This window comes from Pseudoduganella rivuli (assembly GCF_009674485.1).
GTDB classification, from domain to species: Bacteria; Pseudomonadota; Gammaproteobacteria; order Burkholderiales; family Burkholderiaceae_D; genus Rugamonas; species Rugamonas rivuli_B.
On the sequence record NZ_WKJJ01000002.1, the window covers coordinates 360,502 to 374,768 of the forward strand.

Genomic DNA, 14,267 nt, shown 5'->3' on the forward strand with positions numbered 1-14,267 from the left:
GGTTGTCTGAGGCCGGCCCGCCGCATCCCTGGCGCAACGCTTACTTGGTTTCCGCGAACAGTTCGCGGCCGATCAGCATGCGGCGGATTTCGCTGGTGCCGGCGCCGATTTCATACAGCTTGGCGTCGCGCCACAGGCGGCCCACCGGATACTCGTTGATGTAACCGTTGCCGCCCAGCGTCTGGATCGCCTCGCCGGCCATCCACGTTGCTTTCTCTGCGCTATACAGTATCGCACCGGCGGCATCCTTGCGCAGCTGGCGCACGGCTTCCGGCGTGGTGGCGCGGTCGCAGGCCTGGCCTACGGCGTAGACATAGGCCTTGCACGCCATCATGGTCGAATACATGTCGGCGATCTTGCCCTGCATGAGCTGGAATTCGCCGATCGGCTGGCCGAATTGCTTGCGGTCGTGGATGTACGGCACGACGACATCCATGCACGCCTGCATGATGCCCAGCGGGCCGCCGGACAGTACGGTGCGCTCGAAGTCCAGGCCGGACATCAGCACGTTCACGCCCTTGCCCAGGCCACCGAGCACGTTTTCCGCCGGCACTTCGCAATCTTCGAACACCAGCTCGCCCGTGTGCGAACCGCGCATGCCCAGCTTGTCCAGCTTTTGCGCGATGGAGAAGCCCTTGAAACCTTTTTCAATCAGGAAGGCCGTCATGCCGCGCGGACCCGCTTCCAGGTCGTTTTTCGCGTACACCACCAGCGTATCGGCGTCCGGACCGTTGGTGATCCACATCTTGGTGCCGTTCAGCACCCAGCGGTCGCCTTTCCAGTCGGCGCGCAGCTTCATGCTGACCACGTCGGAACCGGCGTTGGGCTCGGACATCGCCAATGCGCCCACGTGCTCGCCCGAAATCAGTTTCGGCAGGTATTTTTTCTTTTGCTCTTCGGTACCGTTGCGCTTGATCTGATTGACGCACAGGTTCGAGTGCGCGCCATACGACAGGCCGACGGAGGCGGAGGCGCGGGAGATTTCTTCCATCGCAACGATATGCGCCAGGTAACCCATGTTGGCGCCACCGTATTCTTCCGGCACGGTAATGCCCAGCAAGCCCAACTCGCCCATCTTGCGCCACAGGTCCATCGGGAACTGGTCGGTACGGTCGATTTCCGCGGCGCGTGGTGCGATTTCCGCGGCGGCAAACTGTTGTACTGCTTCGCGCAGGGCGGCGATGTCTTCGCCGTGGTCAAAGGTCAGGCCTGGAAGGTGGAGCATGTCGTCCTCGTTGTTGTCGGAGTGATGAAGCGATCATGATACGCTCAAGTGACGTTAACGTAAACGTCAAGTAGAGCGGGTTTTCAACCGGCGGCGGATGGCGTTTCCGTTTTTTCAGCTTTTTCAGCGAGGCCTGCCAGTAAGCGCTTGCACTCTTCTTCGTGCGCCGTGATTTCCGCCAAGGTCATCTCGATGTCTTCGCGCTGCTGCTCCAGGGTTTCGCGGTGTTGGTTCAGCACGCCCAGGAAACGGTTCATCTGGGCCGACGTATCCTTGGGCGATTCGTACATGTCGACCAGGCTTTTGATTTCCGACAGCGACAGGCCCAGGCGCTTGCCGCGCAGGGTCAGCTTCAGGCGGGTGCGGTCGCGGGGCGTGTAAACGCGGTTGCGTCCGCCCGCGCCCTCGCGGGATGGGCTCAGCAAGCCCTGGTCTTCATAAAAGCGGATGGCGCGCGCCGTGACGTCAAATTCACGGGCCAGTTCGGTAATGGTATAAGTCGGCATGTCGGTGGCAGTTTCAGTGGAAAGACGTGGCTTAACGGGACATAATGGCAAGCTTGCGCATTTCTATCTTCCGTTTACGTAACGTCAAGCACATTGTAGCGCGCTTGTCACCACTGTGAACCTCAGGGCACCAAAAATGAACTCTCTCGAATCCCAACTGCACTATCCGTTCGGCGACACGATTCCCGCCACCGGCGAAGTGCATCAACTGGCGCCCGGGTTGTCATGGCTGCGCATGCCGCTGCCGTTTGCCCTCGACCACATCAACCTGTGGCTGCTCGATGACCGCTTTGGCGAACAGCAGGAAGAGGGCTGGAGCGTGGTCGATTGCGGCGCCGCCACCGACGCCACCAAGGCTGGCTGGGAAACCGTGTTTGCACAAGGCTTGCAGGGCAAGCCGTTGCAGCGCGTGCTGGTCACGCATTGCCATCCGGATCACGTCGGCTTGTCGGACTGGCTGTGCCGCCGCTGGCGGGCGCCGTTGTGGATGTCGGCGGCGGATTTTGGTTTTGCCCGCATGATGGCGGCCGCGTTGCCGGGAGTGGACGGCACATCGGCGCTGCCGCATTTCGAGCGCCACGGCTTGTCCGACCCGGACATGCTGGAAAAGATGGGCAGCCGCCGCAATTATTATCCGTCGCTGGTGCCGGCCGTGCCGGCAGCGTATACGCGCATGCAGCATGGCGATATCGTCACCATCGGCCAGCATGACTGGCGCGTGATTACCGGCTTTGGCCACGCGCCCGAGCACGTATCGCTGTATTGTGCGGGCCTGAACGCACTGATTTCCGGCGATATGGTGTTGCCGCGCATTTCCACCAATGTGTCCGTGTTTGCCGTGGAGCCGGAAGCGAACCCGCTGGCCTTATATCTGGATTCCTTGTCCAGGTATACGGATTTACCGGATGACGTGCTGGTGCTGCCATCGCATGGCAAACCATTCCGCGGCCTGCACACGCGGATCCGGCAGTTGCGCGACCATCACGATGCGCGCCTGGCCGAAGTGGTGGCCGCCTGCACGGGCCAGTGGCGTACGGCGGCGGAAATCGTGCCATTGATGTTCCGCCGTCCGCTCGACGCCCACCAGCTGAGCTTTGCGCTGGGCGAGGCGCTGGCCCACCTTCACAAATTGTGGCGCGAAGGTATCGTGCGACGAGCCACTGGCGGTGACGGCATCATACGTTTCATCGTATCCCCATAAGTGTCACATTTATGTGACAATTGGATAGAATGTGGTGAAAATGCGGCGAGTGAACGAACGTTCAATCCATTGATGTCGCCACTGAATACAATTTTCCGTATTATTCCCAACTTGATACAAAGTTTGGAAAGTGCCGGATTCTTCGTCTGCACAGGCAAGTGGGAAATGTCGCATTTTAAATTCTCGATTGTCACAAGCGCCGAGAGACTGACATTCATGCGGCAACATGAAATAGTGCAACTATGAATTCATCCAACGAACGCGAAAGCTTTAGCCAGCGACTCCAGCAGGCTCTTAAAAACGCACATTATTCACCCGACAGCCCCACCCGCCTGGCAAGGGAATTTAATATCCGCTTTGACGGAAGGCCTATTACCGTCCATGCAGCCCGAAAATGGCTGGTGGGCGAGGCTATTCCCACGCAGGAAAAATTGCGCATGATTGCGCAATGGCTGGGCGTGCCCGCCGACTGGCTGCGTTTTGGCGGTCCCGAGTCGGAGGCGCCTGCGAGTGAAAATGGCAGTAACCTGTCCCGCTTCGAGTCGGCCGATGTGAAGCTGATCGCTGATTTACAGCGACTGGACGAACATCACCGGCAGATCGCCCGCGAATTTATCCGCATGCTGGTGCGCGTAAATTATCAGAAGTAACCCATTCCGGCGGCGGAGTTCTCCGCCGCCGCGCCCCCTTTTCCCCGGTGCGCCCCGTCTTGTAATAAATCGTCATCAATTCGACACGAAATTCAGGCACAATAACCATGCACGTGGTTTTCAAGGAGTCTGCATTGAGCCGTCTGATTAGAAACAACTACAGCAATTCCGCGCAATTGAAAGACTTGATGACCGCACCGCCGATGTCTGCGGCGCGCCATGCCGAAGTGCTGCGCAAAAGGATCGCGCAGCGCAGGATGCTGGAAGAAATGCGTGAATTGAAACGGGCAGATACCCGGTTCGGTAAATAAGTTGCAGTAAATAAACTTATTTACATGCCCTGCCAGCGGGGAGCGAGTTCGTGTTCGATCGCGAACAGGTCGAGTACGCGCGCCACCGTATGGTCGACCATGTCCGCGATCGATTGCGGCTGATGGTAGAAGCTGGGTAGCGGCGGGAAGATAATGCCGCCCATTTCCGTGACGGCGGTCATATTGCGCAGGTGCGCCAAATTCAAAGGCGTTTCGCGCACCATCAACACCAGGCGGCGGCGCTCCTTGAGCATGACGTCCGCCGCGCGGGCGATCAGGTTATCGGACAGGCCGTGCGCCACGGCTGCCAGGGTTTTCATCGAGCAGGGTGCAATCACCATGCCGTCGCACTGGAACGAGCCACTGGCGATGGCCGCGCCGATATTGTTTTGCTTGTGCACCACGTCGGCCAGCGCTTCCACTTGCTTGCGCTGCAAACCGGTTTCCTGGTGCAAGGTCAGCACCGCCGCATCGGAAATCACCAAATGCGATTCCACGGGATGCGGCAATGCCTTCAAGACTTGCAGCAGCCGCACCCCATACACGGCGCCGGTGGCGCCCGTCATGGCGATGACGAGCCGCTGGCGGCGATCAGCCATTGTTGTCCAGCAGGGCCTTCAGTTCACCGGATTCAAACATTTCCGACATGATGTCCGAGCCGCCGATGAATTCGCCGCGCACGTACAGTTGTGGAATGGTTGGCCAGTTCGAGTATTCCTTGATGCCCTGGCGCACTTCCGGGTCGTCCAGCACGTTGACGGTGGCGATGTTTTCAACGCCGCATGCTTTCAGGATCTGGATGGCACGGCCGGAAAAGCCGCATTGCGGGAACTGGGCGGTGCCCTTCATGAACAGGACCACCGGCGTGTTGGTCACGGTTTCTTTGATCCAGGTTTGTACGTCGCTCATAACTGCCTCAGGGGAAAAGGTGAAGATGCCGATATTCTATAAGAATTCGGCATAAGGGGTATCGATGGGCGGCTTTTGCAAAGCCGCCCAACGGGGTCAGCCGCGCAGTTTTGCGAACGCTGCGGCCATTGAATTTTGCACGGCGGGTTCGCGCTGCTGCTGTTTCTGCTGTTGCCCCATGGCGCGGCGGTCGTTGCGGTCGCCGCGTTGTTCCGGGCGGGAGCCGGCTGCAGGTGCGCTGTCGGACAGGCGCATCGTCAGCGCAATGCGCTTGCGCTTGACGTCCACTTCCAGCACTTTGACTTTCACGACCTGGCCGGCCTTCACCACCGTGTGCGGGTCTTTCACGAAACTGGTCGACAGGGCGGAGATGTGCACCAGGCCATCCTGGTGCACGCCGATGTCGACGAACGCGCCAAACGCCGCCACGTTGGTCACCACGCCTTCCAGGATCATGTCCGGGCGCAGGTCGCTGATTTCTTCCACGCCTTCCTTGAACGTCGCCGTCGTGAATTCCGGGCGGGGATCGCGGCCCGGCTTTTCCAGTTCCTTCAGGATGTCGGTCACGGTCGGCACGCCGAACTTGTCGTCCGCATATTTGGCGGGATTGAGCGACTTGATCAGGCTCGCTTCACCGATGACGCCTTTAATATCCTTTTTGATATCGGACAGGATTTTTTCCACGACCGGATACGATTCCGGGTGCACGGCCGACGCATCGAGCGGATTGTCGCCGCCAAGGATGCGCAGGAAGCCGGCCGCCTGTTCAAACGTCTTGTCGCCCAGGCGCGGTACTTTTTTCAAGCCCAGGCGCGACGTGAACGCGCCGTTCGCATCGCGGTAGTTGACGATGCCCTGCGCCACGCTGGCCGACAGGCCCGAAACGCGCGCCAGCAGCGGCGCCGACGCGGTATTCACGTCCACGCCCACGGCATTGACGCAATCCTCGACCACGGCGTCCAGCGTGCGCGCCAGCTGGGTTTGCGACACGTCGTGCTGGTACTGGCCCACGCCGATGGATTTCGGGTCGATTTTCACCAGTTCGGCCAGCGGATCCTGCAAACGGCGCGCGATCGACACGGCGCCGCGCAGCGACACGTCCAGGTCCGGCAATTCGCGCGACGCGAATTCCGACGCGGAATACACGGAGGCGCCCGCTTCCGACACGACAATCTTGGTCAGCTTTTGTTCCGGATACAGCTTGATGAGTTCCTGCGCCAGCTTGTCCGTCTCGCGCGACGCGGTGCCGTTGCCGATGGAAATCAGGGATACATTGTGTTTGGCGGCCAGGCGGCCCAGCGTTTGCAGCGAACCGGCCCAGTCGTTCTTCGGCTGGTGCGGATAAATCGTCGCGGTATCGACCACTTTGCCGGTCGAATCCACCACGGCCACCTTCACGCCCGTGCGCAAGCCCGGGTCCAGTCCCATGGTGGCGCGCTGGCCGGCGGGGGCGGCCAGCAGCAGGGCTTTCAAATTGGTGCCGAAGACGTTGATGGCGTCCGTTTCCGCTTTTTCACGAAGCGCGCCCATTAATTCGGTTTCCAGGTGCATGAAGCTTTTCACGCGCCACGTCCAGCGCGCCGTGTCGGCCAGCCATTTGTCGGCGGGCCGGCCGGCCTGTTTGATGCCGAAACGGGCGGCAATGCGGCTTTCGCACGGATTCAGCGGCGCATCCCACTTTGGTTTTTCGGTTTCCGTATCCAGGCGCAGGGTCACGTCCAGGATGCCTTCGCGCCGGCCGCGCAGCAGCGCCAGTGCGCGGTGCGACGGCACGGTGGCCAGCGTTTCCGAGTAATCGAAGTAATCCGCGAATTTTTCGCCTTCTTCCTGCTTGCCTTCCACGACTTTGGACTCAACTACGGCATGATCCTGCACGTATTCGCGCAGCGATTGCAGCAGGGTTGCATCTTCGGCAAAGCGTTCCATCAGGATCTGGCGCGCGCCGTCGAGTGCGGCCTTGGTGTCCGGCACGCCGGGATTGGCGACGCCGTCGCTGTTGGTGAACGCTTCGCGCAAATAATCATTGGCTTGCGTTTCCGGATTCAGGCCCGGATCGGCCAGCAAGGCGTCCGCCAGCGGCATCAGGCCCGCTTCGATGGCGATTTGCGCCTTGGTGCGGCGTTTTTGTTTATAAGGGAGGTACAAGTCTTCCAGGCGGGTCTTGTCTTCCGCGTGCATGACGGCGTCCAGCAATTCCGGCGTCATCTTGTTTTGCTCGGTAATCGACGCCACGATGGCGGCCCGGCGCTCTTCCAGTTCGCGCAGATAGCGCAGGCGCTCTTCCAGCAAGCGTAACTGGATGTCATCGAGGCCGCCGGTGGCTTCCTTGCGGTAACGGGCGATAAAGGGCACGGTGGCGCCTTCATCCAGCAGGGCGACGGCGGCGGCGACCTGGGCCGGCTTGGCGGCCAATTCGTTGGCAAGGCGTTGTTCGATGGTGGGCAGCATGGCGTTTTTCCTCAAAGACGAGCCCGGAATCATACGCAATGAGGTGGCCAGCGCCAAGATGGAAAGCCCATTCGGGCGACCGTGTTCCTTATGTTTCATGTTTTAGACGGGATATGTTCGAAGAAACACAAACCAGAATCCGTCTAAAACGGATAATATTACATGTTGCAGTTTTAGAACCGTCCACTTTCCAATAAAACAGCAGTACTGTAAGTACCAAAAGTAAGAGTTCGTAAAAGCTATGCGCACTATGGATTTGACACGCGCCGAAACCCGCGAAACCACCCCGGCCCAGGCCCCCGCACAGGCGCCAGCTACCCAGCTGCCCTATGCCGTTGCCACGTGGCTGCAGCGGGTGGATGCTGCTGCCCATCCGAAACCGACGCTGGCCGTGACGCCGGAGCCGGATCCGAAACAGCCGCAAACGCAATACCGGTTGATTTATGTGCTGGCGCCGACCAGCGGCGGGCGCCACGTGGCGCTCTGCCTGTACAAGGCGCGCCTGCGGCCGAACGGCGACGTGGCGGCCGCCACGCCGGTCAGCGAAGTATTTTCCCTGCTGTCCGCGCCGCCATCGTTCCTGGAAGCGGGCGACGAAGATTTGATCCGCTTCTTTGTCGCGATGCGCAGCGGCCCGAATTCGCAGACGGGCAGCGCCACCGAACCGCGCGGCAAGATCGGCGCGGCATTGCTGCAAATGCTGTCTGACCAGGACAAGCTGCTGTGGGCCAATTCCTGGTCCGACGTCGGCAATGGCCTGGTGTATCCGATGAAGGCCGGTCCGCTGCGCCAGGCCAACCTGGCATGGCGCGAAGAAGGCAAGGGCTTGCGTTTGGGCTGGGCGGTGGAAGCGCCGGAAGGCGCGCGCCACCATGGCGCCGATTCCGTCGATTACATGTTGCCGACCGATCCGCCGTGGTACATCGATAACCTGTCGTGCGGCGTGCTGAACCTGAACCAGGGCGGCGCCGAGATCCCGCTGGCCGATTTGCAGGCCTTGGTGGCGCAGGCGCCGCTGCTGGGCGCGAACGACAAGCTGCGCGTGTCGCAGCTGTTGCTGGCGCACGGCTTGCAGCAATTGATGCCGCTGCCGCAACCGCTGCCGCAGCGCATCCGCAATGACGTGATGCCGAAACCGATCCTGGTGCTCGATTCCGCCATGCTGGCCGACGGCGCGCACCAGCGCTGGAATGACTATGCGGTATTGTCGTATGACTATGATGGCGAGCGCGTATCGTTCGACCCGTCGCAGCGCGTGGTGCGCCAGCGGGGCGAAGTCACGGAAGTCATCCAGCGCAATGAACAGGCCGAAGCCGATGCGCTGGCGGCGCTGACCGCGCTGGGCTTCCGCAAACCGAACGCGTTGCCGCTGTCGTCCGTGCGCGGCGGCTTGCTGTTGGCCAGCCAGGCCGACTGGCTGCGCTTTGCCGCCGACGGCATCGCCGAATTGCGCAGCCATGGCTGGCAAGTGGAAAAGACCTCCAAGTACCGTTATGACGTGACCACCGTGGACGGCTGGTATGCGGAAGTCGAGGAAGACGATGCCGATGGCGGCCACGCGTGGTTCGACCTGGAACTGGGCATCATGGTGGCCGGTGAACGGGTGCCGCTGTTGCCCGTGCTGGTGCAAATGATCCGCAACGCGCCCAATGACTTCAGCCCGAAAGCGCTGGCCATGCACGCGGAAGAAGACCAGATGCTGGCGACCCTGGCCGATGGCGAACGGGTGGCGCTGCCGTGGAACCGCGTGAAACCGATCCTGGCGACCCTGGGCGAACTGTATTTCAGTGAAAAAATCCGCCACTCGGTGCGCATGGCGACACTGGATGCCGCGCGCCTCGACGAACTGGCGCGCACGGTGGACTTCGAATGGACGGGCGGCCAGGAATTGCGTGAAATGGGCCGCCGCCTGAACCAGTTCAATTCCGTCAAGCGCGTGCCGACACCGGCCGGCTTGCGCGCCACGCTGCGCGATTACCAGGCGGATGGCCTCGCATGGATGCAATTCCTGCGCGAATACGGCCTGGCCGGCATCCTGGCCGACGACATGGGCCTGGGTAAAACCGTGCAGACGCTGGCGCACATCCTGGTGGAAAAAGAAGCGGGGCGCCTGACGCATCCCGTGCTGGTGATCGCGCCGACCAGCCTGATGGGCAACTGGCAGGATGAAGCGGCGCGCTTTGCGCCGGACTTGCGCGTGCTGCTGTTGCAGGGCAAAGACCGCGCCCAGGTGTTCGACCAGATTCCACAAGCGGACCTGGTGCTGACCACGTACGCGCTGCTGCCGCGCGACGAGGAAAAGCTCCACGAACATGAATTCCACCTGGTGATCCTCGATGAATCGCATTACATCAAGAACACCCGCTCGAAGGCTGCGCAAAGCGCGAGCCTGCTGAAGTCGCGCCACCGTTTGTGCCTGTCGGGCACGCCGCTGGAAAACCACCTGGGCGAACTGTGGTCGCAGTTCCATTTCCTGTTGCCGGGCTTGCTGGGCGACGAGAAAACTTTCAATTCGCAATTCCGTCACCCGATCGAACGGCAGGACGACCCGCTGCGGCGCATGCTGCTCAATAAACGCATCAAGCCATTCCTGCTGCGCCGGACCAAGGACAGCGTGGCGAAGGAATTGCCGCCGAAAACCGAAATGGTGCGCAAGGTGGAACTCACCGGCGCGCAGCGCGACCTGTATGAAACCGTGCGTTTGGCGATGGACCAGAAGGTACGGGAAGAAATCGACCGCAAGGGGGTGGCCCGCAGCCAGATCGTGATCCTCGAAGCGCTGTTGAAGCTGCGCCAGGTCTGCTGCGATCCCCGCCTGGTGAAAACGCTGCCGTCGAAAAAACAGGCGGCCGGTTCCGCCAAGCTGCAGGACTTGATGCAGATGGTGGAGGATTTGCTGGAAGAGAACCGCAAAATCCTCGTGTTCTCGCAATTCACATCGATGCTGGAATTGATCGAGGAAGAACTGGATGCGCGCGACATTCCATACGCCATCCTGACTGGCGAAACCAAGGACCGCAGCGCGCAGGTGGCGGCGTTCCAGCAGGGCGCCGTGCCGATCTTCCTGATTTCGCTGAAAGCCGGCGGCGTTGGCCTGAACCTGACTGCCGCCGACACGGTGATCCACTACGACCCGTGGTGGAACCCGGCGGCGGAAAACCAGGCCACCGACCGCGCGTGGCGGATCGGCCAGGACAAGCCGGTATTCGTCTATAAGCTGATTGCCAAAGGGACGCTGGAAGAAAAGATCCAGCTGCTGCAACAGAAGAAATCAGACCTGGCGCAGTCGGTGCTGGCCGAAGGCGAATCGCAAAAGATGACGCTGACGCAGGAAGACTTGCAGCAAATCTTTGCGCCGCTGGTGGATTAACCCATGTCGGACGAAGCCTTGTACCGCCAGATCCTCGACAACAGCAGTGAAGTGCATTTCATGCTCGAATGCGGCAGCGGCAGGCTGCTGTATCTGAGCCCCGCGGCCGGGCGCCGGTTCGGCTATACGCTGGAACAGGCGCAACAGCTGGCCAATGGCTTGATCAAGGATTTGCCGGCAAGGCTGGAGCGCTTTGCCGCCGGCGACCAGAGCCGCCTGCGGGTACGGCGCGAACTGGATCTGCCCCACGCGGCCGACGGCCGCATGATTCCCGTCGACGTGGAATCCGTGCTGGTGTTGAATGAGCTGGGCAGCGCGGTGGCGGTCACCGGCACTATCCGCGATGCCAGCGAACGCTACGAGTGGCAACAACAGCAAAAGAAATTCGCGTCGATGCTGTCGCATGAATTCCGCACGCCGCTGTCGACCATCGATGGCGCCATCCAGCGCCTGGAAATGACGGGCGCCCACCATGACGAAGCGACCCGCAAGCGTTATACAAAAATCCAGACCGCCGTCGACCGCTTGCTGGCCATGCTGGATGAATACCTGTCGCCGGAGCGGCTGGCGTCCATCGGCCGCAAGCGCCAGGCCAATGAAATTTCACCGCTGGCGCTGCTGGAAACCGCGGCCGACCAGGCCCGCGCCCGGCGCGCCAATGTGCGGGTGGAAGTGGAGGGTATGCCGCAATGGCTGCGTTGCGACCCGGCCGGCATGCGCCTGTGCCTCGACATCCTGATCGACAATGCCATAAAGTACACAGCGGATAACACCGCCATAACACTGATCGGCAAAAAAGCAACAGAGGGCGGTATCGAATTCGCGGTATCGGATCAGGGTGATGGTGTACCCCCGGATGAGATCGATAAGCTGTTCGAAAAAGGCTACCGGGGCCGCAATGCTGCTGGCATTGCGGGCTCGGGACTGGGCTTATACATGGCGCGCGCCGTGGTGGATGTGCATGGCGGGACGCTGACGGTCGAGAACTTTTCTGAAAGCGGCAAGAAATTTAGGATTTGGCTTCCAATCGCGTCTTAAGCCGGGAAAAGCCTTGCGCCATGCAGCACCATCCGGTGATAATTCTCACCATGTAGGCGCATGCTTACATCCAATTAAATGGCGCTTCATACATGACGCAGATATTGATCGTGGAAGACAATCTGGACTACGCCGAAGAAATGGCGGAGTTTCTGACTGAGCTTGAACACGTCGTCCACATCACCAATAATGCCGGCGAAATGTGGTCGGCACTGAGCCAGGGTAATGTTGGCGTGGTGGTACTCGACCTGGGTTTGCCGGATGAGGACGGCTTCAATGTCATACCCCGTATGCGCCAGCTGTATCCGCACATCGGGTTGCTGGTGTTGACGGGGCGCGTCGCGTTCGACAACCGCATTCTGGGCCTGCGCCTGGGCGCCGACCATTATCTGACCAAGCCCATCAAATTCCCTGAACTGGCGGCGCACATCGAAGCGCTGGACCGCCGCGTCGGTCCGCAGGAAACCGTGCCGCTGCCTGCCAAGTGGACGTTGCGTCTGGCCGCACGCCGCCTCGAGTTGCAGGGCCAGGCCATCACGCTGACGGAAAAAGAATGTAATTTCCTGCACCTGCTGACCATCAATACGCGTCCCGTGCCGCGCCAGGTGATCGTGGCCGGTATCGGCGGCGACGATCCCGATGCGGGCCGCCGTGTCGACATGCTGGTATACCGCTTGCGCAAGAAAGCCCGCAGCGGGCTGGGCCAGGATTTGCCGCTGCGCAGCGCGTATGGCGAAGGCTATAGCCTGTCGACCAGCTTCAATCTGTCCTGAACAATTCGCATTCCCTTCCTGCCGGTTTGTTTCAGACAAATAATTTCCACTTGTGACATTTGGAGATTTTCTTTTCGTAATGATTTCCTAAGATGAATTCTTGTGCTGTGCAGCATCTTGCGCACAGCCGAATTTGCGTGGGGAGTTTACGGATGAAAATCAGGGACTTGAAAATTGGCATGCGCCTCGGTGGCGGCTTCGGGATCATGATGCTGCTGGTGGTGACGATGGCGCTGGCGGGCGCCTGGCAATTGCAGGCGGTAGGCAACTTGACCGGCAGGATGGTGAACGATGCCATGGCCAAGGAACGCTTGACGGCTGAATGGCACCGGCTGGTCGGCATGGTCGGCATACGGGTGCTGGCGCTGGCGCGCGATGCGCAAACCGATGAAGTGCAAGCCAAAGCCGATGCCGCCGTGGCGGCGGCCACGCGCGCGCGGGTCAACGATATCCAGAAACAACTGGAAACCATGCTGACGACACCCGAAGAGCAAGCCTTGCTGGCGCGGGTGGCCGATGTGCGCAAGGACTATGCCGCCACCCGCGACCGCGTGATGGCGCTTCAGCAAAAAGGGGACAAGGAGGGCGCCCGCGCGCTGGCCAATAGCGCGCTGCAACCCAAGCTGGACCAGTATCTCGAGCGGCTGGGGGATATCGGCAAGCACCAGGCCAATGTCAGCCTGGCGTTGTCGCGTGAAGTGCAGGAAAACTACCAGAGTGGCACGCAATTTCTCGTGTGGTCAGCAGTTTGTGCAGTGGTGCTGGGCGCCTGGTTTGCCTGGCGGATTACCGTGTCGATCACCAGTCCCTTGCGCCAGGCAGTGAAGGTGGCGCAAACCGTGGCGTCCGGCAATCTGGGCAGCCGGATCGACGTGGCCAGCCGCGATGAAACGGGCCAGTTGCTGCAAGCCTTGAAAGACATGAATGCCAGCCTGGCCACCCTGGTCGGCCAGGTACGGGGTGGCACCGACACCATCGCCATGGCGTCGGGCCAAATTGCCAGCGGCAACCTGGATCTGTCCAGCCGGACAGAGCGGCAAGCCAGTTCGTTGCAGCAGACCGCGTCGTCGATGGAGCAGTTGACCGCGACGGTACGCCAGAATGGCGATAATTCCCGCCAGGCGCATGCGCTGGCGCTGTCGGCTTCGGCGGTGGCGCAAAAAGGCGGCGCCGTGGTCAGCCAGGTGGTCGATACGATGGGAGAGATCAATGCGTCCGCGCAAAAAATTGCCGACATCATCGGCGTCATCGACGGCATTGCCTTCCAGACCAATATCCTGGCGTTGAACGCCGCCGTGGAAGCGGCCCGTGCCGGTGAACAGGGCAGGGGATTTGCCGTGGTGGCGTCCGAAGTGCGCAACCTGGCCCAGCGCAGCGCCACGGCGGCCCGGGAAATCAAGGCGCTGATCGTGGATTCCGTGGAAAAAGTGGAAAACGGCGCCAAACTCGTCGACCAGGCCGGTGAAACCATGGACGACATCGTGGGCCACGTACACCGTGTCACCGGCCTGATCGGCGAAATCACGCAAGCCAGCACCGAGCAGAGTGACGGCATCGAGCAGATCAACCAGGCCATCATGCAAATGGATCAGGTGACACAGCAAAATGCCGCCCTGGTGGAGGAAGCGGCCGCCGCCGCCGATGCGCTGCAAGAGCAAAGCGTGGCGCTGGCCAAACTGGTCAGCGCATTCAGCCTGGCGGGCAGTGGGCACGGCGGCGCGAGCCAGCAGCCAGGCGGCCGGTTGAGCAGGCGATTGCTGGCGGCATAGGCGAAAGTACTAAAAAAGGGACAGAGTCGGGATATTTTTTGAATTTCAAAAAATAATCAGGGACAGA

12 protein-coding genes are annotated in these 14,267 nt (G+C 60.8%); 7 read left to right on the forward strand and 5 right to left on the reverse strand.

Annotated features, from left to right (window positions below; translation table 11 throughout):
• Window positions 1-40 precede the first annotated feature (40 nt).
• Window positions 41-1,225: an isovaleryl-CoA dehydrogenase gene (locus tag GJ700_RS04355; protein WP_154371414.1), complete on the reverse strand. Its 1,185-nt coding sequence runs from the start codon at window positions 1,223-1,225 to the stop codon at window positions 41-43.
• A gap of 83 nt (window positions 1,226-1,308) precedes the next feature.
• A complete protein-coding gene (locus GJ700_RS04360) occupies window positions 1,309-1,731 on the reverse strand; it encodes a MerR family transcriptional regulator (RefSeq protein ID WP_154371415.1) in 423 nt (140 codons plus the stop codon).
• A 136-nt stretch (window positions 1,732-1,867) separates the two neighbouring features.
• Here GJ700_RS04360 and GJ700_RS04365 point away from each other — a divergent pair, with 136 nt between their 5' ends.
• The 3 genes from GJ700_RS04365 to GJ700_RS04375 all read left to right on the forward strand — a co-directional run bounded on the left by GJ700_RS04365 (window position 1,868) and on the right by GJ700_RS04375 (window position 3,893).
• Entirely contained in the window at window positions 1,868-2,932 is a 1,065-nt protein-coding gene (locus tag GJ700_RS04365; RefSeq protein ID WP_154371416.1) for an MBL fold metallo-hydrolase, read from the forward strand.
• Between the two features lie 242 nt (window positions 2,933-3,174).
• Window positions 3,175-3,582, forward strand: coding sequence for a hypothetical protein (locus GJ700_RS04370; protein WP_195763775.1), 408 nt, complete (start codon window positions 3,175-3,177; stop codon window positions 3,580-3,582).
• A gap of 107 nt (window positions 3,583-3,689) precedes the next feature.
• Window positions 3,690-3,893: a hypothetical protein gene (locus tag GJ700_RS04375; protein WP_154371417.1), complete on the forward strand. Its 204-nt coding sequence runs from the start codon at window positions 3,690-3,692 to the stop codon at window positions 3,891-3,893.
• A 20-nt stretch (window positions 3,894-3,913) separates the two neighbouring features.
• Here GJ700_RS04375 and GJ700_RS04380 read toward each other — a convergent pair whose 3' ends face one another.
• The 3 genes from GJ700_RS04380 to GJ700_RS04390 form a co-directional block, all read right to left on the reverse strand.
• Window positions 3,914-4,492, reverse strand: a complete 579-nt coding sequence (locus GJ700_RS04380) for a UbiX family flavin prenyltransferase (protein ID WP_154371418.1) — start codon at window positions 4,490-4,492, stop codon at window positions 3,914-3,916.
• Window positions 4,485-4,802: a Grx4 family monothiol glutaredoxin gene (gene grxD / locus GJ700_RS04385; protein WP_154371419.1), complete on the reverse strand. Its 318-nt coding sequence runs from the start codon at window positions 4,800-4,802 to the stop codon at window positions 4,485-4,487. Before grxD ends, GJ700_RS04380 begins: the two co-directional genes overlap by 8 nt.
• A gap of 96 nt (window positions 4,803-4,898) precedes the next feature.
• The gene (locus GJ700_RS04390; RefSeq protein ID WP_154371420.1) at window positions 4,899-7,250 is read right to left on the reverse strand and encodes a Tex family protein; all 2,352 of its coding nucleotides are present in this window, start codon (window positions 7,248-7,250) and stop codon (window positions 4,899-4,901) included.
• A gap of 250 nt (window positions 7,251-7,500) precedes the next feature.
• On the opposite strand from GJ700_RS04390, the gene GJ700_RS04395 reads away from it, so the two are divergent.
• The 4 genes from GJ700_RS04395 (at window position 7,501) to GJ700_RS04410 (ending at window position 14,200) form a co-directional block, all read left to right on the forward strand.
• A complete protein-coding gene (locus tag GJ700_RS04395) occupies window positions 7,501-10,620 on the forward strand; it encodes a DEAD/DEAH box helicase (RefSeq protein ID WP_154371421.1) in 3,120 nt (1,039 codons plus the stop codon).
• A gap of 3 nt (window positions 10,621-10,623) precedes the next feature.
• Window positions 10,624-11,658, forward strand: coding sequence for a PAS domain-containing sensor histidine kinase (locus tag GJ700_RS04400; protein ID WP_154371422.1), 1,035 nt, complete (start codon window positions 10,624-10,626; stop codon window positions 11,656-11,658).
• 92 nt (window positions 11,659-11,750) lie between these two features.
• On the forward strand, window positions 11,751-12,431 hold the full coding sequence (locus GJ700_RS04405; RefSeq protein WP_154371423.1) for a response regulator transcription factor: 681 nt from the start codon (window positions 11,751-11,753) through the stop codon (window positions 12,429-12,431).
• Between the two features lie 152 nt (window positions 12,432-12,583).
• On the forward strand, window positions 12,584-14,200 hold the full coding sequence (locus tag GJ700_RS04410) for a methyl-accepting chemotaxis protein (protein ID WP_154371424.1): 1,617 nt from the start codon (window positions 12,584-12,586) through the stop codon (window positions 14,198-14,200).
• Window positions 14,201-14,267: the final 67 nt, after the last annotated feature.